The organism is Rhodococcus sp. NPDC127593, from assembly GCF_042671975.1.
GTDB lineage: Bacteria > Actinomycetota > Actinomycetes > Mycobacteriales > Mycobacteriaceae > Rhodococcus_F.
Genome location: NZ_JBHXWI010000007.1, coordinates 94,675 through 113,663 on the forward strand (window position 1 = coordinate 94,675; position 18,989 = coordinate 113,663).

Genomic DNA, 18,989 nt, shown 5'->3' on the forward strand with positions numbered 1-18,989 from the left:
CGCACACGGACCCCGATCCGATCATCCCGGGGCGAGCCGAGCCTCCGCACGGTTCTCGAGCTGCGCCCGGTAGATCGTCTTCCCCGATCGGCGCACGATGAGATAGGCGAGCCCGACGGCGATCATCCCCGGCACCAGCACACCGACGCTTCCCGTCATCTCCGCGACCATCAACATCACCGCGAGGGGAGCGCGGGCGATGCTCCCGAAGCAGGCCATCATGCCGACGATGACGAAGGGCGCCGGATTGTCGGGGACGCCCGGGGCGATCGGTTCCAGCAGCCGCCACACCGCGGCGCCGGTGAACGCCCCGATCACCATTCCCGGGCCGAAGATCCCGCCGGATCCCCCCGAACCGATGGACAGCGACGTCGCGAGGATCTTCGCGAACGGCAACAGCAGCACCACCCACAACGGGATGGCCGTGAGGTCGCCGCGGGCCATCGACTGCTGGATCCAGCCGTAGCCGCTGCCCAGCACCTCCGGCAACAGGAGCGCCATCAGTCCGACGAGCAGCCCGCCGACCGCCGGTTTGACGATCCGGCTGCCGGGCAGACGGTGGGTGAGATCGACGGCCGTGTAGAACGTCCCGCTGTACAGCAACCCGATCAGGCCGCCGAGCACACCGATGAGCGCGAACCACACCAGCTGGACCGGGGTGTCGAAGACGTAGTCCTGAGCGGCGTAGCCGAACAGCGGACCGAAACCGAGGAAGCTACCGAACACGGTGTAGCTGACGATCGACGTGACCAGCGCCGGCACGAGCACCTCGAAATCGAAGTCTTCCTTGTAAGGAATCGTGCAGCACAACACCGCGCCGCCGAGCGGGGCGCCGAAGATCGCACCGATGCCGGAGCCGATCCCGATCGCCACGGCGATCCGACCGTCCCGTGGGGACAGGTCCAGCCTGCGGGCGAGGAGCGATCCGAAACCCGCCGAGATCTGCGCGGTGGGTCCCTCGCGACCGCCGGACCCGCCGGACCCGATCGTGATCGCGGACGCGACCAGCTTCACGAGGACGACGCGGACGCGGATCATCCGGGGGTCCCGGTGCACGGCGTCGATCGCGGCGTCGGTGCCGTGCCCCTCGGCCTCCGGTGCCAGCGTGAACACGATGATGCCCGACACCAGACCACCCAGACACACCACGAGCGGGATCGCCCACGGTCTCGTGAACTCCCGGCTGCCGACCGCCCCTCCGTCACCCGCCGCGGTCGGCGGGTGGTAGCCCCCGATGCCGACGATCAGCAGTTGCGTCGCCTCCCTCAGCGCGACGTAGAACACGACCGCTCCGAGCCCGGCGACGATCCCGATCACGACGCCGAGAACCAGCCATTTGCGGGTGTAACCCGAAGTCCGGATCCAGTTTCCGGCTGACGTCCCGATCGACCGCAGAGCCCTCGACCCGGGCGCCAACCGGATCACTCCAGCTTTCCGAAGACCGTTCGACCCTCCAGGATCGTGGCGAGCACCTCGAGGTCCGCGATGTCGTCGGGATCCACCAGAAGTGGGTTGGCCGACAACACGACGATATCGGCGTGCATACCGGGGACGATCGCCCCTATCGCGTCCTCGCTTCGGAGATGCCACGCCGAGTTGATCGTCTCCGCGCGCAGGGCATCCGGGACGGAAATCCGTTCCTCGGGAGCGAGCACACGTCCCGACCGGGTGCGGCGGGTGACGGCGTCGGCGATGTTGCGCAGCGGGTTGGTCGGGGTGACCGGGCCGTCGTTGTGGAACGAGATCCGCTGGCCCGCCTTGATCGCGGAACCTGCAGCCGCCCAACGTGCTCCGCGCTCGGGACCGAACAGGTCGTCGACGAGCACGTCGCCCCAGTAGTAGAGGTGGTCGACGAAAATGCTGCACGTGACGCCGAGTTCGGTCGCTCGGCGGAACTGGTCCGGGGTCATCGCCCCGACGTGCTCGAGTCGGAGTCGGTGATCTTCGCGTGGGGAGTCTGCGAGCATCCGCTGCCACGCGTCGAGTACCAGGGTGACCGCGGCGTCACCGTTGGCATGGCACGAAATCTGCCAGCCGTTCTCGAAATACGGCTTGCTGATCTCGAGAATCTCGTCCTCCGTGTAATTGGCCTCCCCACGGGTTCCGGCAAGGCCGAGTGACCGGGTGACGTCCGTGTCGAGGTACGGAAAGCTGGTGGCCGCGTTGCCCACCCACGGCGAGCCGTCCGACCAGATCTTGATGCCCACCTGGCGCAGCAGGTCGTTGCCCACTCCGGGTGAAACTTCGGAGGTGCGCTCCGGGTTCGACATCTCGTACAGCCGCAGTCGGGTGGTGAGAGCGCCGGACCGGGCGAACGCCGTCAGGGCGCTCCGGAAGCGTGGGTCGAATGCCATCTCACTGGCGGTGGTGATCCCTGCCGCGTTCATCCGCGCGCATTCCGCTGCGAGGAGCTCGGGGAGCCGGGTGCTGGCTCCGGCGAGGATCGTGGCGGCCACCGCCATCACTGCGGGCGCCTCGAACGCCGAACCGTCCAGTTCACCCGACTCGTCGCGGCCGAAACTGCCGCCCTCGGGGTCCGGCGTGTCCTTGGTCAATCCGGAATCTCGCGCGGCGACGTCGTTGAAGTAGGCCACGTGGCCGGTGTTGTGCAGGATCACCAGGGACGTGTCGGGAGCGACGGAATTGAGCCATTCGCGGGTCGGTTCGGGCAGCCCCTTCTGGAGCAGTGGGTCCCAGCCGTTGAGCACGGCGCCGTCTGGGTGTTCGTCGACGGCGCGGCGGACGGCGTCGACCACCTCCCCCGCGTCCGCGATGGTCACCGGCCTGATGTCCACGACCGGTTCGCCGAGCAAGACTGCGGAGTTCAGCGGATGGCCGTGCGCCTCGATGAAGCCCGGGAGTATGCATGCGCGGTGCACGTCGACCGTGATCGTTGCCGGCCCGATCAGCGGAAACACCGCGGCATCGTTGCCGACGGCGGCGATCCGCCCGTCGCGCACCGCGACCGCCCGAGCGCGTGGCGCGGCGTCGTTCATGGTGACCACGTCACCGAACAGCACCAAATCGGCAGGTTTTCCGTCGTTCGCGCCCATCAGTGCACCCTCCCGTCAGACCGGGCGCGGGCGAGAACCCACGCGCCGGCAGCGAGTGTCGACTGTGACTTCAGATTACAACTACACGACAGGTCGTATGCAGGAATAGTGCGTAACCAAGATCAGTTGCAGACAGGCATGACCGAAACACCGCTGCCCGTGGACGGGCTCTTCGAGCCGTTCGCCGTCAAATCCCTCCAGCTCCGGAACCGCTTCGCGATGGCGCCCATGACCAGGGCTTTCTCCCCTGACGGCATTCCCGGGGACGATGTGGCGGCGTACTACCGCCGGCGCGCGGCGGGCGGGGTCGGACTCGTCATCACCGAGGGAACGTACATTCCCGACCCGGCCGCCGGATCCCACACCCGGGTGCCGCTCCTCTACGGACAGGACAGTCTCGCGGGCTGGAAATCGGTGGTGGACGCCGTCCACGACGAGGGCGGGCAGATCATCCCGCAGTTGTGGCACCTGGGCGTCGAACGCGGCCCGCAACCCCGCATGAATCCCGACGTGACCACCGCCAGCCCGTCCGGAATCGCCCTGGACGGGACCCGCCTGGGACGCGAATTCACCGCGTCCGATGTCGACGCGCTGCGCGAGGCCTGGGTGGCGGCCGCCGTCAACGCGCGCGACGTGGGCTTCGACGGCATCGAACTGCACGGTGCGCACGGCTATCTTCTCGACCAGTTCCTGTGGGACCGCACCAACGTCCGCTCCGACGGCTACGGCGGATCGCTCGAGGCCCGCACCCGGTTCCCCGCCGAGGTGGTCGCAGCGATCCGCGAGGCCGTCGGCGAGGACTTCGCGATCGTCTACCGCTTCAGCCAGTGGAAGTCGAACCACTACGACTCACGGATCGCGCAGTCCCCCGACGAACTCGCCGCCGTGCTCGCGCCCCTCGTCGCCGCCGGCGTCGACGTGCTGCACCCGTCCACCCGCAGGCACTGGGAGCCGGCGTTCGCCGAGCTTGCCGGTGCCGACGGGGCACTCGGTCTGGCCGGTTGGACCAAACGGCTGACCGGACTACCCACCATCACGGTCGGTTCGGTGGGTCTCGACGACGTGTTCACGACGGCCTTCACCTCGGACGGCGCCTCGAACACCGCCGGTATCGACCGCCTGCTCGCGCAGTACGAGAACGGCGAGTTCGATCTCGTGGTCGTCGGCCGCGCGCTGCTGTCCGACCCCGAGTGGGTGCTCAAACTCCGGGAAGGCCGAACCGCCGAGCACATCCCGTACAGCAACGAGCACCGGGCGGTCCTGCGCTGACCGGGCCGGTCAGCTGTCCTCGACGGTGATCTCCACCTGATCGACGTTGACACCTTCGGGCGGGTTGGCCGTTCCGTCGACCGAGATGCGACTCTTGTCGACACCCTGCGCCTCGAGTGCGTTCGCGACGGCCTGGGCGCGCTGATCGGCCAGTAGTTCGGCGGCCGCCTCGTCCGTGTTGCTGGCGTACGCCTCGATCTCGATCTTGCTGTCGCCGGCCTTCATCGCGGCGGCCACCGCCTTGACGGTCACGTCCGAGACAGCGTTGAGCTCGGCGGTTCCCGACTCGAATCCGATCGGGACCGCCGCGATGGCCGAGTTGATCGCGTTCTTCGTGGCCTCGCGCGCGGTGTTCACGGCGGACGACGCCGTGGCTTGCACGCTGCTTATCGCGCCTTCCACCCGGTCAGACGCCGACGAGGTCGTCGTGGTCGCGATCGGAGCCTCGTTCGAGCTGTCGTCCGAGCAGCCGGCCGCGCCGAGCAGCGCGATTGCCGCGACCGCGATACCGGTGACGATGGTCTTGCGCATGATGGATTCCCCTATACGTCGGTATGTCCGGAAGGCGCTACACGTCGTGGGACGAGGATAGCCCCGCCGACGCCCGTCGACGGCGGTATTCGGGCACTGCCCGGCTCCCACATCGTGGGATCCTGCGCGTCGGATGTGAATCCAGACACGGGCTTCTCACCTGGTCGGAACCCGGTAATTCGTCCTGCGTTTCATTTCGGTTAAACCCTCGGATTGCGATCTCATTTCAATAACGGTAGGAATGAATCCGGCGCCCGCTCAGCGCCGACATAAATGCCCACAACCGAGCAAGGAGTTAAAAGCATGGATCTCGCCTTCCTGTCCGAATTCTTCTCCGCCTTCTCCGACCTCGCCGGTGCCCTGGACTTCTTCTCGGGTTCCGCCGACGCATTGGGCGGTGGCGCAGACGCCGCAACCGCGGCCGCGGCCACGATTGGCTAGCATTTTCGCTGGCACAAGACTTGAACACCCGTGACGGGGTTCGCACGCTCAGGCGCGCGGACCTCGTCACGGCGTTGTGAGCACCCTTCGATCGACTCGATCACGTATCTATCACGATGAGTAATTTCCTGACGTGAACATGTTCATAATCCGCGTTACCAGCATTTTTCCGGAATTGGTCGGTCGACCAATTGAGTCGACCCTCGAAGATCAACTTTTCCGCTTCACCGTTGATTTATTCTCGAAATAATCGACTGCGGTGCGCATTTTCGGCACTTCCGTAACATGCGCGCATCTCAGTGCACACGCGTACACTCAAATCTCGTGACAGACCCGCAGATCCGACGCCGCTCCGAGGTGCGGGCCCTCGCCCGGCTGGCCCTCGAGGAAATCGGGGGCGCCACCACCGGCATCGGCAGCATCCACCGCGCGATCTCGGATCGCGTCTTCGCCGGCATCCGGCTCGGCGTCGGCCCCCGCGCCCTTCCCGCCAAGGTGCTCCACGACGAGATCTCGGGCGCCGTGTACGCACTCGTCGCCGACACCGCACGTCTCGGTGGTTCCCTCGCAGGACGGTTTCTCGACCTCCCGTCGTCGGAGAACGTCGCCCCGTCCCAGACACGCCGCGGAGCCCGGGCCATTGCCGCGATCCAGGGGCTGATCGGCGACGTACTGGAATCCGAGGGGTCGCCGCTCGCCGAGCCCCTGGCGATACGGGTGAACGGTGTCGCGCTCGCGCCGGACGCGTCCACGCTCGCCGACGCCTTCCCGCGCGCCGGCGGCCGCATCGTCGTCTTCCTGCACGGACTCGTCGAGACCGAGGACGCGTGGACGCTGGGTGGCCGTCCCACCTACGGTGAACGACTCGGGGCGAACCTCGGGTACACGGCGCTGCAGATCCGGTACAACTCCGGCAGGCACATCTCGGACAACGGCAGGAGCCTGTCCGAACTTCTGGACGCGGTCACCGAGAACTGGCCGGTCGAGGTCGAGTCGATCGCACTCGTCGGGCATTCCATGGGTGGCCTCGTCGCCCGCAGCGCCTGCCGGATCGCCTTCCTCGACGACCGCCCGTGGGTGAGGCGGGTTCGGCACGTCGTGAGCCTCGGCTCACCCCACCTCGGCGCCCCGCTGGAGCAGGCCGTCCACTACGCGAGTGCCGGCCTTGCCGCGCTGCCCGAGACGCGCGCGATCTCCGGGCTCCTGCGCCGAAGGAGCGCCGGCATCCGCGATCTGAACCAGGGTTCGCTCGTCGACGAGGACTGGCGCGATCGCGATCCGGACGCGCTCCGCGCCGCGGCGTGCAATGAGGTCCCGCTCCTCGACGGCGTGATGTACTGCTTCGTCTCCGCGACCATCACGCGCAGCCCGAGGCATCCGCTGGGTCGCCTGCTCGGCGACGGCATGGTGCTGGTGCCGAGTGCGTCCGGCCGGAACAGGACGCGGATGATCGGCTTCCGCGACGAGGACGGCATGCACCTCGCGCCCGCGAACCATTTCACGATGCTCAACCACGAGTCGGTGTACGAGAAGCTGCTCGAATGGCTCGGCACCCCGGAAGCCGGCTGACTTCCGGATTCAGGCCATGGTCGTGTGCCACACGATGGCGGCGGCGAGCGCACCGGCGCCGTTCAGCGACCAGTGCAGCGCGATGGGCGCGATCAGACTGCCGCTGCGGCGACGGAGCCAGGTGAACACGACGCCCGCGGCTGCGGTGGCGACCACCGCCGCGAGGATGCCGAGCACCTGACCGAGGACGCCGCCGCCGAGGAAGCTGGACAGCCCCTTGTTGCCCGACGTCAGTCCCAGCGAAGACGCGATGTGCCAGAGACCGAACATCAGCGATCCGGCCGCGAAGACACCGCGTGCGCCGTACACCCGGTCGAGGGTGCCGTGCAGCACACCGCGGAACGCGAGTTCTTCGGGGATGACGGTCTGCAACGGGATGACGATCATCGACGCGATGAGCGCACCGGACAGGGTGGCGTACCGGTCGGCCATGAAGAAGGGGCGGGTGATCGGCAGGGCCGCGCCGATCGCCACGACGCCGATCACGAGTCCCATCGCGGCCAGCGCGTACAGCGAACCCTTTCGCCAGTGCCGGGGCGAGAGCCCCAGTTCGGCCCAGCCGAGTCCTCGGCGTCGGGTGAGCACGAGCAGCACGACGGCGGCGATGGGGACGGTCGCGATACTCGCCCACGCGGTGGTGAAGTGCGCGATCAGATTCGTGGCCGCGAGGACGACCACCACAATCGCGATGTCGAGGTAGGCGTGGAGCACGGGCCGCTTGGCGCGTACACCGGACTTCTCGCCGTCGACAGCTCCGGCGTACTGGACTTCAAGGGTCATTCGGCCGGCCGATCTGGTTCGTATGCACGCATCAAGTCAAGTGTACGGATTCGCCGCCGAAACCTCTGTGAGCCACGCCACTGCGCAGGTCGAAGCATGCCCCCGCGTCACAGGGCCGCCGTAGCCCGCGTCTAGCCTTGGATACGAACTTCACACAACCCGCTGTCCAGGAGATAGAATGGCCGACTTCCTCTACGAGGACTTGCTGCCGATCGGTGAGGACCCCACCGAGTATCGGCTGCTGACCACCGAGGGGGTGTCGACTGTCGAAGGACCCGACGGCCGCACCTTCCTGTCCGTCGAGCCCGAGGCGCTGCGCCTGCTCACCGAGACCGCACTCCACGACATCTCGCACTACCTGCGCAGCGACCATCTGACGCAGCTCGCAAGCATCCTCGACGATCCCGAGGCGTCGGGCAACGACAAGTTCGTGGCTCTGGATCTGCTCAAGAACGCCAACATCTCCGCCGCAGGCGTGCTGCCGATGTGCCAGGACACCGGCACCGCGATCGTCATGGGCAAGCGCGGCCAGCACGTCCTCACCCCCGGCGACGACGAGAAGGCCATCGCCCGGGGCGTCTACGACGCCTACACCCGGCTCAACCTGCGGTACTCGCAGAACGCGCCGATCACGATGTGGGACGAGAAGAACACCGGGAGCAACCTCCCCGCCCAGATCGAGCTCTACGCCGACACGGCAACCGGCCACGAGAACGCCTACAAGTTCCTGTACATGGCCAAGGGCGGCGGCAGCGCCAACAAGTCCTACCTGTTCCAGGAGACCAAGGCGATCCTGAACCCGGACGGCATGATGCGGTTCCTCGAGGAGAAGATCCGTGCCCTCGGCACCGCAGCCTGCCCGCCGTACCACCTCGCGATCGTCGTCGGCGGCACGTCCGCGGAGTTCGCGCTCAAGACGGCTAAGTACGCGTCCGCGCACTACCTCGACGAACTCCCCAACGAGGGTGCGATCACGGGCCGCGGCTTCCGCGACCTGGAGCTCGAGGAGAAGGTGCTCGAGCTGACCCGTCAGATCGGCATCGGCGCACAGTTCGGCGGCAAGTACTTCTGCCACGACGTCCGCGTCATCCGTCTCCCCCGCCACGGAGCGTCGCTGCCCGTCGCGCTCGCCGTGTCCTGCTCGGCGGACCGCCAAGCCAAGGCGAAGATCACCCCCGAGGGCGTCTTCCTCGAGCAGCTCGAATTCAACCCCGGCCGATTCCTCCCCGAGGTCACCGACGCCCAGCTCGACGCCGAGACCGACGGCGTCTCCGGCACCGGCAAGGGCGCCGCCGTGAAGATCGACCTCACCAAGCCGATGCCCGAGATCCTCGCCGAGCTGTCCAAGCACCCGGTGAAGACACGGTTGTCGCTCACCGGCCCGCTCGTCGTCGCACGCGACATCGCCCACGCCAAGATCAAGGAACGGCTCGACGCCGGCGAGGACATGCCGCCATACCTCAAGGATCACCCGGTGTACTACGCCGGTCCGGCCAAGACCCCCGACGGCATGGCGTCCGGTTCCTTCGGCCCCACCACAGCCGGTCGCATGGACTCCTACGTGGAGCAGTTCCAGGCCGCGGGCGGCTCGATGGTGATGCTCGCGAAGGGCAACCGCTCCAAGCAGGTCACCGACGCATGCAAGTCGTACGGCGGCTTCTACCTCGGGTCCATCGGCGGTCCCGCGGCGCGCCTCGCCCTCGACTGCATCAAGAAGGTCGAGATAGTCGAGTACGAAGAGCTCGACATGGAAGCGGTCTGGAAGATCGAGGTCGAGGACTTCCCCGCGTTCATCGTGGTCGACGACAAGGGCGAGGACTTCTTCGCCGGTGTCTCCACACCCACCCTCACCATCGGCAAGCGCCCCGGCCTCTAGGCGGCTCCGCCGCCCGTGCGCCTTTTTGGTAGCTCCAGCTACCAGAAAGGCGCACGGGCGCTACGCGCCTACGGCGACCTCGATCACCGGATTCTTCGCCGGGTCGAGCCGGCCGAGGAGTGAGGTCAGCGTGTCGCGGTCGATCGCGACGCACCCTTCGGTGGTGGTGCCGTCCGTGACGTGTAGGAACATTGCCGAACCGAGGCCGGGAATGCGGGCGGCGTTGTAGCCGATCGCGACCGCGTAGTCGTACAGCGGTCCGGCCGCGTAGAGGTTCTCACTGTTACCACCGGGGCTCGCGTCCTGCCGTACGTGCGTGTTGTACGTCGGCGAGAGCGGATTCGAATCCCACCAGTCACGTCGATCGGACTGGAAGTACGGCATCGCCGACTCGGGCGCGGGCTGTCGGCCGAACGCCTGTGACAGCGGAAAGACACCGGTCGGCGTGCGGGTGGAGAATTCGTTCGCCGCACCGAGTCCTTCCGCGCCGACGTCGGCGGGGACGGGGCCCGCGAACACCTGCCACGTGCCGTCCGCGTTCCGTTCCCAGGCGGTAAGTTCGGCCACGACTGCCCCCGCGGACGGGGCGTAGACGGTGATCACCTGGTCCGAGGTGCTGGAGAAGACCGCTCGGTCCGGGGCCGCAGAGGCGCCGGGAGCGAGTACCAGCCCGATCAGCGCCACCATCAATCCCGCCAACCACAGTCGACCCACCCGTAACGTCGTCATGGGGCGAGTGTTCCATCCTCGGGCACTTGTCGCGAGATTTCCCTCCGCGCTGCTACACCCTGCAGAGGATCTCGCTGTGCAGGAGCGCGAACCAGCCGTCGTCCTGCCCCACCCACGAACGCCAGCCCGCCGCGATGCGTTCCAGGTCCGCCTCGGTGGCGAGCCCCAGCGCGAGCGCCCGGTCCGCGTAGTTCGACTGCAGCGAGCGATCGGCCCAGGACCCGCCCCACCACTCGCGATCCTCGTCGGAGGAGAAACACCAGGTGCTCGCGGTGTTCGCGACGTCGCCGAGGCCCGCCTCGTGCGCCCACGCCCGCAGGCGACGGCCCGCGTCCGGTTCGCCACCGTTCGCCCGCGCGATGTCCTTGTAGAGCGCCAGCCAGTCGTCGAGTTCCGGTGTCGCCGGAAACCACGTGAAGGTGCCGTAGTCCGCGTCGCGGGCGGCGACGATCCCGCCTGGCTTGCACACCCGCTTCATCTCGCGCAGTGCCTGCACCGGATCACCGACGTGTTGCAGGACCTGATGCGCGTGCACGACGTCGAAGCTGTCGTCGGGAAAGTCCAGGGCGTGGACGTCGGACACCACGGTCAGGGCGTTCGGGACTCCGCGCTTCGCGAACTCGCTCCTGGCGAGGGAGAGCGCCTCGTCGTTCATCTCGACGGCAGTGACGACTCCGGGTGCGACGAGTCCTGCGAGGTCGGCGGTGATGGTGCCCGGCCCGCATCCGACATCGAGCAGTGTCATGCCTTCGCGCAGGTGTGGGAGCAGATACGCGGCGGAGTTCTCCGCCGTACGCCATCGGTGATTGCGCAGCACCGATTCGTCATGACCGTGGGTGTAGACCGTCTCCTCGCCGTTCATACCTCCGACGCTAGCAACCTCTACCAGATAATGGGACAATCATCTCACCTATCAGGATACCGGGATCGCGAGTCCCATCAGCCCGTGAGTGTTACGTTGGTGCACAGCAACGCCGCAACCGAGGGACTGCCATGACCTTCAGCCTCGCTCTCACCCCGGCTCAGCGGGATCTCGTCGAACGAACACACGCCTTCGCGGAGAACGTGATCCGGCCGGTGGCGGCCGAGCACGACCGCGCGCAGGAGTTTCCGTGGGACGTTCTCGAGAAGGCCGCGGAGGAGGGCTTCTACAGTCCGCTGTTCTACCGCGACCTCATCGGCGACCCGACCGGTCTGTCCCTCCCCCTGTTCATGGAGGAGCTGTTCTGGGGTTGCGCCGGAATCGGGCTGGCCGTCGTGATGCCCGCGCTGGCGCTGTCGTCGATCGGGCAGGCCGCGACGCCGGAGCAGATGCTGCGGTGGGCGCCCGAATGCTTCGGCGAGCCAGGCAACCTGAAACTCGCCGCACTGTGCATCTCGGAACCCGAGGGCGGCAGCGATGTCCGCAACTTGCGGACCACCGCGACGCGCGACGGCGACGAGTGGGTCATCGAGGGGCACAAGATGTGGATCGGCAACGGGGGCATCGCCGACGTGCACGTCGTGAACGCCACCGTCGATCCTGATCTGGGCCATCGCGGGCAGGCGCTCTTCGTGGTCCCCGGCGGAAGTCCGGGTATCGAACTCGTCCGCAAGCTCGACAAGCTGGGCTGCCGCGCGTCGCACACGGCGGAGCTGAAGTTCCATCAGGTCCGGGTGCCCGCCGACCATCTGCTCGGCGGCGACGACAAGCTGCAGAACCGTATGCGGAAGGCCCGTGAGGTGCAGGAGGAGGCGGCTACCGGCGCGCCGCGGCGGAAATCGGCCACCCTCGGCACGTTCGAGCAGACACGTCCCATGGTCGCCGCCCAGGCGCTGGGCATCGCCCGCGCCGCGCTCGAATACGCCACCGAGTACGCGAACCGTCGGGAGGCATTCGGCGGTCCGATCATCGACAACCAGGGAATCGCGTTTCCGCTGGCCGACCTCGCGACCCAGATCGACGCGGCGCGGCTGCTCACGTGGCGGGCGTCGTGGATGGCTGCGGCGGGCGTGGAGTTCCGCCACGGCGAGGGCTCGATGGCGAAACTCGCGGCGTCGGAGGTCGCGGTGAAGACTACGGAGCGCGCACTGCAGACGATGGGCGGGTGGGGGTACATCAGCGACCATCCCGTCGAGAAGTGGTACCGGGACGCCAAGCTCTACACCATCTTCGAGGGCACAAGCGAGATTCAGCGGATGGTGATCGGGCGTGCCCTCGGCGCCGCGGACGGCGCCCCGCCCCTCCACTTCGATCAGCCGACCGAGGGATCCGCCTTCAACAGGCGGTTCGGCAGGGGCACGTCCGTGCGCACGAAGGCCGGCGAGTTCGCGATGTCGATGAAGGACCGGATGCCCGAGTCCGCGCAGCGACTTGCGATGAAACTCCTTGCCCCACCGAAGAAGTGAAACCCGAGGGTGGTCATGTCCAGAGGGCGGCCACCAGCACGGTGACGATGCCGAGCCCGCCGACCACGTGGACCAGGTTCGGATTCTCCTGCCCCTTCTTCTGCTTGCCCCGCACGATCTCGGCGAGCGCGACCACCACCAGTGAGAGCAGAAGCTTGACGCCGATCTTGACGTGGTTGTAGTCCTTGTCCAGTGCGGCCTCGCCGAGCCCGACCAGGATCAGTCCCGTGACGAACTGGAGCCGCGCACCCCACACCATCACCTCGGAGATCCGCGGCGCTCCAAGCACCGCGAAATAGCCGCCGACGAGGGCAGCCATGCCGAGCAGGTGGCAGACGAACAGGAGGTTGTAGACGACGGTCATCTCCGCAGCCTAGCGACCTGCCCGGTCAGCCGGATACGATTCCCGCCTCGATGGCCGCCTCCCGGTACGACGCGGCCAGGGTGGCGACGGTTTCGTGGGCGTTGAGCCCGCTGGGATTGGGCACCAGCCACAACTCCGCGCCCTCGAGGTCGCGCGGCTGCTTGCCCTTCTTCGCGGCACGCTCCCCGAAAGCCGTGCGATAGGCGGTGATTCCGGCGACGGCGACCACCCGGGGAGCCGTGTCGCGGACCACGGCGCGCAGGCGCTCGGCGCCGATGGCCAGTTCCTCACCGGTCAACTCGTCCGCCTTTGCCGTGGCGCGCGGGGCCAGATTAGTGATGCCGACGCCCCGCTCGATCAGGTGATCGCGATCCGCGTCCGACATCCCTGCCGTCGGATCGATCGGACGCTCGATGATCCCGGCGGCCAGCAGGGCCGGGTAGAAACGGTTGCCCGGGCGCGCGAAATGCGCCCCGGTCGCGGCCGTCCACAGTCCCGGGTTGATACCGACGAACAACAGTCGGCAGCCCGGTCCGAGGAGGTCCGCAACCTCCGCGTCGCGGAACGACTCCAACTCCGCACGAGTAAAGCTCACAGTCGGCCCGCCTCCGTACTCACAGTCGGCCCGTCTCCGTACTCACAGTCGGCCCGCCTCCGTCAGCCCGGCGACGGTGTCGGCCAAGGTCTCCGCCGAATCGCGGTACTTCACACCCAGTTCGCCCTCGCTCGGCCGGTCGTCCGTGTCCGGCATCCGCGTGTAGTACTCCATCGCGGCCTCCGAGATCGGGGTGGCGATGGGGACGAACCGGTCGACGGCGTCGACCAGCCTGCCCACCAGGCGCAACGCGGCGTCCGGAACCGGGAACACCCCCATCCATTTGCCGGTGATCACGCCCAGCATCTCGGCGATCCCCGCAATCGGAATCCGCGGACCACCGAGCATGTATCGGCGGGCTCCGCGTCCCGGCTCGAGGAGGGCGGCGTGCGCGCTCGCCACCTCCCGGACGTCGACCATCGTCCACGCGGCGCTCCGCCCGGGCAGACCCCGCAGGTGGACGGCGGCCTCGACGGCCTGGGCGGCTTCGCCGAACTGGTTCCCCGCGGGCGGACCGACGATCATGCCCGGATAGGTGATCGCGATCGGTGCGCCGTCGGCCTGAAGGTCGCGGGCGTACTGCTCCACCCGGGCCTTGCTCCGGCCGTAGGCGTCGGGAGGCCCGCACACCGGCAGTTCGGGAGTGAGCAGCCGGGCCCCCGGCTGGAACAGCGCGGCGATACTCGAGACGTAGACGATCGGGTCGAGGGCGAGCTCGACCGCGGTTCCCAGCACGTTCTGCGCGCCGGCCAGGTTGGTCTGCAGCATCTCCTCCGCGCGCCGCGGGTCGACCGCGACCACGGCCGCGGCGTGGATGACGGCGTCGCAGCCATCCAGCGCGCGGCGCACGGACTCGGCGTCCGTGATGTCACCGACGACGTGATCGGACGTGTCGAGTCCGAGCGCCGCGGCACTGGTCACGAGGCGAGCAGGATCCCGCACGAGGAAGCGCACCCGATGACCGGCGTCCACCGCCGCCTTCGCGCTCCACGCCCCGACGAAACCTGTTCCCCCCGTGACCAATACCAGCAAGTTGAACTACACCGTCCTGGCGAGGCGGTTGGCGAGCATGGTGGTGAACCGGGCGGGATCCTCGAGTTCGCCACCCTCGGCCAGCAACGCCATCCCGTAGAGCAGCTCCGCGGTCTCCCCCAGCGCCGGATCCTCGTTGCGTTCGCCGTGCGCCTCCCGCAGCCCGGTGACGAGCGGGTGGGCAGGGTTCAGCTCGAGGATGCGCTTGGTGACGGGGACGGGCTGCCCGGACGCCCGGTACATCCGCTCGAGTGCCGGCGACATACTGAACGCGTCGCCGACGATGCACGCCGGTGACGTGGTCAGCCGCGTCGACAGCCGCACCTCCTTGACCTGATCGCTCAGCGCGTCGGCCATCCAGGAGAGCAGGCCTGCGAAGTCCTTCTCCTGCTCCTCCCGCTCCGATTCGTGCGCCTTCTTGTCTTCCTCGGTGTCGAGATCGACCTCACCCTTGGCGATCGACTGGAACGACTTGCCGTCGAATTCCGGCACGGCACCGACCCACATCTCGTCGACGGGATCGGTGAGCAGCAGCACCTCGAAGCCCTTCGCGCGGAAGGCCTCCATGTGCGGTGAGCTCTCGAGCAGCTGCCGGGATTCGCCGGTCGCGTAGAAGATCTGCTCCTGACCATCCCTCATCCGTGCCACGTAGTCTTCCAGCGAGGTCGGCTCCTCCTCGCTGTGGGTCGACGCGAACGACGAGATACCGAGCAGCACATCCCGATTGTCGGTGTCCGACATCAGGCCTTCCTTGACCGCGCGGCCGAACTCAGCCCAGAACGTGCGGTAGTCGTCAGGCCGCTCGGCCTTCAGGTCCTTGATCGTGGTGAGGACCTTCTTGGTGAGCCTGCGCCGGATGGCTCGAATCTGCCGGTCCTGCTGCAGGATCTCACGAGACACGTTGAGGGACAGGTCCTGAGCGTCGACCACACCCTTGACGAAGCGGAGGTACTCCGGCATCAGCTGGTCGCAGTCGTCCATGATGAAGACGCGTTTGACGTACAGCTGCACACCCGTCTTCCCGTCCCGCATGAACAGGTCGAACGGGGCGTGGGACGGGATGAACAGCAGTGCCTGGAACTCGAACGTGCCCTCAGCTTTCATCGGGATGACCTCGAGCGGATCGTCCCAGGCGTGGGCGATGTGCTTGTAGAACTCTTTGTACTCGTCCTCGGAGACGTCGTCCTTCGAGCGCGCCCACAGCGCCTTCATCGAGTTGATCGTCTCGGACGTCGTGGTGACCTCGTCCTCGCCGTCGCCCTCCGCGGGAACCGTGCGCTCGACGTTCATCCGGATCGGCCACGCGATGAAGTCGGAGTAGTGCTTGACGAGTTCCCTGATCTTCCGTTCCGACGTGTAGTCGTGCAGGTGATCCTCGGCGTCCTCGGGCTTGAGGTGCAGGGTGACGGAGCTGCCCTGCGGGGCGTCGTCGACCGCTTCGATCGTGTAGGTGGCCTCGCCGCTCGACTCCCAGCGCGTCGCCTCGCTCTCGCCGGCCTTCCGCGTCAGCAGGGTGACCTTGTCGGCGACCATGAACGTCGAGTAGAAGCCGATACCGAACTGTCCGATCAGTTCCTCGGAGGCGGCGGCGTCCTTCGCTTCCTTCAACTTGCGGCGCAGGTCTGCGGTGCCGGACTTGGCCAGCGTGCCGATGAGGTCGACGACTTCCTCGTGCGACATGCCGATGCCGTTGTCGCGGACGGAGAGCGTGCGCTGCTCCGCGTCCACCTCGATCTCGATGTGCAGATCCGACGTGTCTACGTGGAGCTCCTTGTTGCGGAAGGCTTCGAGCCGCAACTTGTCCAGCGCATCCGACGCGTTGGAGATGAGCTCCCGCAGGAACGAGTCCTTGTTGGAGTACACCGAGTGGATCATCAGGTCCAGGAGCTGGCGGGTCTCCGCCTGGAACTCCAGTTGTTCGATTTTCGTGCTCACTTCGATTCCCTTCGACAGCAGAACCCTCGACACCAGATTCGTCGTCGGAATGATAGCCCGCGGCCGAATACCCGATTCATCGCGGCGCGAGGTCCGGATCCCGCCTCGCCAGGCCGGCGAGGCACCTCCGGCGCCGACCTGGACCGACACCGTCAGCCGGCGGCGTCTTCCTTCAGGGTGTGCGCGACCAGCGCGTTGGCATGACCGTGGCCGAGGCCGTGCTCGGACTTCAGCCAGCTCACCAACTCCATGTGCTTGGTCAGCTCGGACGACCGGATGAGCGTCTGCCATTCACTGATCGGCCGACCGTGCTTCTTCTCGATCGACGGGAAATAGGACGCGGGACCCTTCACTGGTTCAGCCATGCGCGACAGGTTACCGGCACCCGCCGACACATACTGTCCGACAAGCATCTTCGGGGGTGACGGCGCTCAGGCGAGCCAAGCACACCGTCACCTCGCAAGGCGGTCCAGCAAACCGGTCGCGGCCGTGCCGTGCGAGCGCTCGCACGCGCGCATCATGGATATGCGGTGCCGCGGCTTCGCTGATCGCGCGCACTGCGGCCTCGCGCTTGCCGACACCCTGCGCCTCGGCGAGGAGCGTGAGCGCACGCTCCTGCTCGTCCGTGAGTCGCAGGATCAGGACCATGCCGATCACGATACCGAGTTCGTAGACTTGATTGTTCTTCCTCGTGCAGAAGCGTCCTCGCGGGCGCGCAGGGGTCCGTAGGCTGATCGCATGTATCTGTCACGCGCGAAGAATCCGGCAGGGTGACGTCGTGGCGGAGCTGATTCTCGGACCGCTGCTGAGACATGTCGGCACGTGCGATGCGACGGTGTGGGTCAAGACGTCGGAGGCGTGCACCGTCAGGGTCCTCGGCCACGAGGAACGCACGTGGAACGTGTCGGGCCACCACTACGCACTCGTCGTCGTGGAGGGTCTGGAGCCCGGGTCGACCACTCCGTACGAGGTGACCCTCGACGGCCGCCCGGTGTGGCCGTTGCCGAATACAGTCCCGTCGATGATCCGCACCCTCCGGGAGGACGACGACACGCTCGTCCTGACATTCGGGTCGTGCCGATTCGCGACGATGTCCACGACGGAGGACAACCGGCACCTCGGCGCCGACGCCCTGGACGCGTACGCGGTGCGGATGGCCGAACAGTCCCCGGATCGGTGGCCCGACGCCCTGCTGCTGCTCGGGGATCAGGTGTACGCCGACGAACTCTCCCCCGACACCGAGGCCCGGGTCGCCGAGATCCACGACATCAACGAGCCGCCGGGGCCGCAGGTGCGCAATTTCGAGGAGTACACCTGGCTCTACGCCGAGTCGTGGTCGGACCCCCAGGTGCGCTGGCTGATGTCCACGGTGCCGACGTCGATGATCTTCGACGACCACGACGTCCGGGACGACTGGAACACCTCGGAATCCTGGCGCGACGAACTCGAGGCCACGTCGTGGTGGGAGGAGCGCATCGTCGGCGCGTTGGCGTCGTACTGGGTGTACCAGCACCTCGGGAACCTGGCGCCGAGCCACCTCGCCGAAAACGAACTGTATCAACGGGTTCGGAAGCACGGCGGTGACGTCGAGCCGATGCTCCGTGAATTCGCGTCTGCCGCCGACGAGGAAGCGGACGGGGCCAAGGGCACGCAGTGGTCGTATCGCCGGGACCTCGGGGTCGCGCGGCTGCTCGTCATCGACTCGCGGTGCGGTCGTGTCCTCTCCGGCGGTCGCCGCGAGATGGTGTCCGACCCCGAATTCTCCTGGATCGAACGTCAGACCGAGGGCGACTACGACCACCTGCTCGTCGGGACGTCCCTGCCGTGGTTGCTGCCCCGCGCCCTCCACGACCTCGAGTCCTGGGACGAACGCCTCGCAGCCGGATCCCGCGGCCCGCGGGTGGCAGCCTTGGCGGAGAAGATCCGGCGGGGGGCGGACCTGGAGCACTGGGCGGCGTTTCGCGACTCGTTCGACCGGCTCGCCCGCCTCTTCGCCGAGGTCGGCGCTGGCCGCCGGGCCGGGCCGGGTGGCCGAGCGCCGTCCACCATCTCGGTGCTGTCCGGGGACGTCCACCACGCCTACGTCGCGCAGGCGCACTACACCGAGCAGTTGCAGTCTCTGGTGTATCAGCTGACGTGCTCTCCCTTGCACAACTACGTTCCGGCCGCCATGAAGGTGGCGTTCCGGATCTCGTGGCGGCGCGCCACCGAGCGGACCGTGCGTTTCATCCTCGGCCGGGTGTCGCGGGTGCCACCCGTTCCCATCGACTGGTCGAAGGTTGCCGGACCGTTCTTCGGCGACCAGGTCGCGACGCTCCACCTGAACGGACGGACCGCCCGCCTCGTGATGGAACAGGCACGCAACGACAGCGGCGGCACCCCCCGTTTCAAGACCATGACCGACCTCGAGTTGACGACGGGATAAGG

The 18,989-nt window shown here is 67.4% G+C and carries 18 protein-coding genes; 6 read left to right on the forward strand and 12 right to left on the reverse strand.

Features of this window, described 5'->3' with window-relative positions; translation table 11 throughout:
* Positions 1-21 precede the first annotated feature (21 nt).
* Positions 22-1,425, reverse strand: coding sequence for a chloride channel protein (locus ACFVJ3_RS08295; RefSeq protein WP_378451608.1), 1,404 nt, complete (start codon positions 1,423-1,425; stop codon positions 22-24).
* Entirely contained in the window at positions 1,422-3,053 is a 1,632-nt protein-coding gene (locus tag ACFVJ3_RS08300; protein ID WP_378451609.1) for an amidohydrolase, read from the reverse strand. The genes ACFVJ3_RS08295 and ACFVJ3_RS08300 overlap by 4 nt, the downstream gene beginning before the upstream one ends.
* Positions 3,054-3,191: 138 nt before the next feature.
* On the opposite strand from ACFVJ3_RS08300, the gene ACFVJ3_RS08305 reads away from it, so the two are divergent.
* Positions 3,192-4,322 carry an NADH:flavin oxidoreductase gene (locus ACFVJ3_RS08305; RefSeq protein ID WP_378451610.1) on the forward strand — a complete coding sequence of 377 codons (1,131 nt, stop codon included), beginning with the start codon at positions 3,192-3,194 and terminating at the stop codon, positions 4,320-4,322.
* 9 nt (positions 4,323-4,331) lie between these two features.
* On the opposite strand, the gene ACFVJ3_RS08310 is transcribed toward ACFVJ3_RS08305, so the two are convergent.
* Positions 4,332-4,853, reverse strand: coding sequence for an OmpA family protein (locus ACFVJ3_RS08310; protein WP_378451611.1), 522 nt, complete (start codon positions 4,851-4,853; stop codon positions 4,332-4,334).
* A 303-nt stretch (positions 4,854-5,156) separates the two neighbouring features.
* Here ACFVJ3_RS08310 and ACFVJ3_RS08315 point away from each other — a divergent pair, with 303 nt between their 5' ends.
* Both ACFVJ3_RS08315 and ACFVJ3_RS08320 read left to right on the forward strand, forming a co-directional pair.
* Positions 5,157-5,294, forward strand: coding sequence for a hypothetical protein (locus tag ACFVJ3_RS08315; RefSeq protein ID WP_009479155.1), 138 nt, complete (start codon positions 5,157-5,159; stop codon positions 5,292-5,294).
* Between the two features lie 324 nt (positions 5,295-5,618).
* Entirely contained in the window at positions 5,619-6,863 is a 1,245-nt protein-coding gene (locus ACFVJ3_RS08320) for an esterase/lipase family protein (protein WP_378451612.1), read from the forward strand.
* 9 nt (positions 6,864-6,872) lie between these two features.
* On the opposite strand, the gene ACFVJ3_RS08325 is transcribed toward ACFVJ3_RS08320, so the two are convergent.
* A complete protein-coding gene (locus tag ACFVJ3_RS08325; RefSeq protein WP_378451613.1) occupies positions 6,873-7,643 on the reverse strand; it encodes a type II CAAX prenyl endopeptidase Rce1 family protein in 771 nt (256 codons plus the stop codon).
* Between the two features lie 178 nt (positions 7,644-7,821).
* On the opposite strand from ACFVJ3_RS08325, the gene ACFVJ3_RS08330 reads away from it, so the two are divergent.
* Positions 7,822-9,519, forward strand: coding sequence for a fumarate hydratase (locus tag ACFVJ3_RS08330; RefSeq protein WP_378451614.1), 1,698 nt, complete (start codon positions 7,822-7,824; stop codon positions 9,517-9,519).
* Between the two features lie 60 nt (positions 9,520-9,579).
* Here the strand turns inward: ACFVJ3_RS08330 and ACFVJ3_RS08335 are convergent, their stop codons facing one another.
* Positions 9,580-10,248, reverse strand: a complete 669-nt coding sequence (locus ACFVJ3_RS08335; RefSeq protein ID WP_378451615.1) for a L,D-transpeptidase — start codon at positions 10,246-10,248, stop codon at positions 9,580-9,582.
* A 52-nt stretch (positions 10,249-10,300) separates the two neighbouring features.
* Entirely contained in the window at positions 10,301-11,110 is an 810-nt protein-coding gene (locus ACFVJ3_RS08340) for a class I SAM-dependent methyltransferase (protein ID WP_378451616.1), read from the reverse strand.
* Positions 11,111-11,241: 131 nt separating this feature from the next.
* Here ACFVJ3_RS08340 and ACFVJ3_RS08345 point away from each other — a divergent pair, with 131 nt between their 5' ends.
* A complete protein-coding gene (locus ACFVJ3_RS08345) occupies positions 11,242-12,636 on the forward strand; it encodes an acyl-CoA dehydrogenase family protein (protein ID WP_378451617.1) in 1,395 nt (464 codons plus the stop codon).
* A 13-nt stretch (positions 12,637-12,649) separates the two neighbouring features.
* Here ACFVJ3_RS08345 and ACFVJ3_RS08350 read toward each other — a convergent pair whose 3' ends face one another.
* From ACFVJ3_RS08350 to ACFVJ3_RS08375, 6 genes are all read right to left on the reverse strand, one after another.
* On the reverse strand, positions 12,650-13,000 hold the full coding sequence (locus tag ACFVJ3_RS08350) for a hypothetical protein (RefSeq protein ID WP_378451618.1): 351 nt from the start codon (positions 12,998-13,000) through the stop codon (positions 12,650-12,652).
* Between the two features lie 25 nt (positions 13,001-13,025).
* The gene (locus tag ACFVJ3_RS08355; RefSeq protein WP_378451619.1) at positions 13,026-13,595 is read right to left on the reverse strand and encodes a mismatch-specific DNA-glycosylase; all 570 of its coding nucleotides are present in this window, start codon (positions 13,593-13,595) and stop codon (positions 13,026-13,028) included.
* A gap of 42 nt (positions 13,596-13,637) precedes the next feature.
* A complete protein-coding gene (locus ACFVJ3_RS08360) occupies positions 13,638-14,627 on the reverse strand; it encodes an SDR family NAD(P)-dependent oxidoreductase (RefSeq protein WP_378451620.1) in 990 nt (329 codons plus the stop codon).
* A gap of 6 nt (positions 14,628-14,633) precedes the next feature.
* Positions 14,634-16,562: a molecular chaperone HtpG gene (gene htpG, locus ACFVJ3_RS08365; protein WP_378451621.1), complete on the reverse strand. Its 1,929-nt coding sequence runs from the start codon at positions 16,560-16,562 to the stop codon at positions 14,634-14,636.
* A gap of 152 nt (positions 16,563-16,714) precedes the next feature.
* Positions 16,715-16,927, reverse strand: a complete 213-nt coding sequence (locus ACFVJ3_RS08370; RefSeq protein WP_378451622.1) for a DUF4287 domain-containing protein — start codon at positions 16,925-16,927, stop codon at positions 16,715-16,717.
* A gap of 10 nt (positions 16,928-16,937) precedes the next feature.
* The gene (locus tag ACFVJ3_RS08375; protein WP_378451623.1) at positions 16,938-17,210 is read right to left on the reverse strand and encodes a hypothetical protein; all 273 of its coding nucleotides are present in this window, start codon (positions 17,208-17,210) and stop codon (positions 16,938-16,940) included.
* A 130-nt stretch (positions 17,211-17,340) separates the two neighbouring features.
* Between ACFVJ3_RS08375 and ACFVJ3_RS08380 the strand changes: the two genes are divergently transcribed.
* Complete coding sequence (locus ACFVJ3_RS08380; protein ID WP_378451624.1) at positions 17,341-18,987, forward strand: alkaline phosphatase D family protein; 1,647 nt, start codon at positions 17,341-17,343, stop codon at positions 18,985-18,987.
* The last annotated feature ends 2 nt before the right edge of the window (positions 18,988-18,989 follow it).

Excerpts from the sequence above, each read along its gene's own strand:
- ACFVJ3_RS08300 (WP_378451609.1), bottom strand. The coding sequence starts at position 3,053 with ATGGGCGCGAACGACGGAAAACCTGCCGATTTGGTGCTGTTCGGTGAC.
- ACFVJ3_RS08305 (WP_378451610.1), top strand. The coding sequence starts at position 3,192 with ATGACCGAAACACCGCTGCCCGTGGACGGGCTCTTCGAGCCGTTCGCC.
- ACFVJ3_RS08310 (WP_378451611.1), bottom strand. The coding sequence starts at position 4,853 with ATGCGCAAGACCATCGTCACCGGTATCGCGGTCGCGGCAATCGCGCTG.
- ACFVJ3_RS08315 (WP_009479155.1), top strand. The coding sequence starts at position 5,157 with ATGGATCTCGCCTTCCTGTCCGAATTCTTCTCCGCCTTCTCCGACCTC.
- ACFVJ3_RS08325 (WP_378451613.1), bottom strand. The coding sequence starts at position 7,643 with ATGACCCTTGAAGTCCAGTACGCCGGAGCTGTCGACGGCGAGAAGTCC.
- ACFVJ3_RS08330 (WP_378451614.1), top strand. The coding sequence starts at position 7,822 with ATGGCCGACTTCCTCTACGAGGACTTGCTGCCGATCGGTGAGGACCCC.
- ACFVJ3_RS08335 (WP_378451615.1), bottom strand. The coding sequence starts at position 10,248 with ATGACGACGTTACGGGTGGGTCGACTGTGGTTGGCGGGATTGATGGTG.
- ACFVJ3_RS08340 (WP_378451616.1), bottom strand. The coding sequence starts at position 11,110 with ATGAACGGCGAGGAGACGGTCTACACCCACGGTCATGACGAATCGGTG.
- ACFVJ3_RS08345 (WP_378451617.1), top strand. The coding sequence starts at position 11,242 with ATGACCTTCAGCCTCGCTCTCACCCCGGCTCAGCGGGATCTCGTCGAA.
- ACFVJ3_RS08350 (WP_378451618.1), bottom strand. The coding sequence starts at position 13,000 with ATGACCGTCGTCTACAACCTCCTGTTCGTCTGCCACCTGCTCGGCATG.
- ACFVJ3_RS08370 (WP_378451622.1), bottom strand. The coding sequence starts at position 16,927 with ATGGCTGAACCAGTGAAGGGTCCCGCGTCCTATTTCCCGTCGATCGAG.
- ACFVJ3_RS08375 (WP_378451623.1), bottom strand. The coding sequence starts at position 17,210 with ATGGTCCTGATCCTGCGACTCACGGACGAGCAGGAGCGTGCGCTCACG.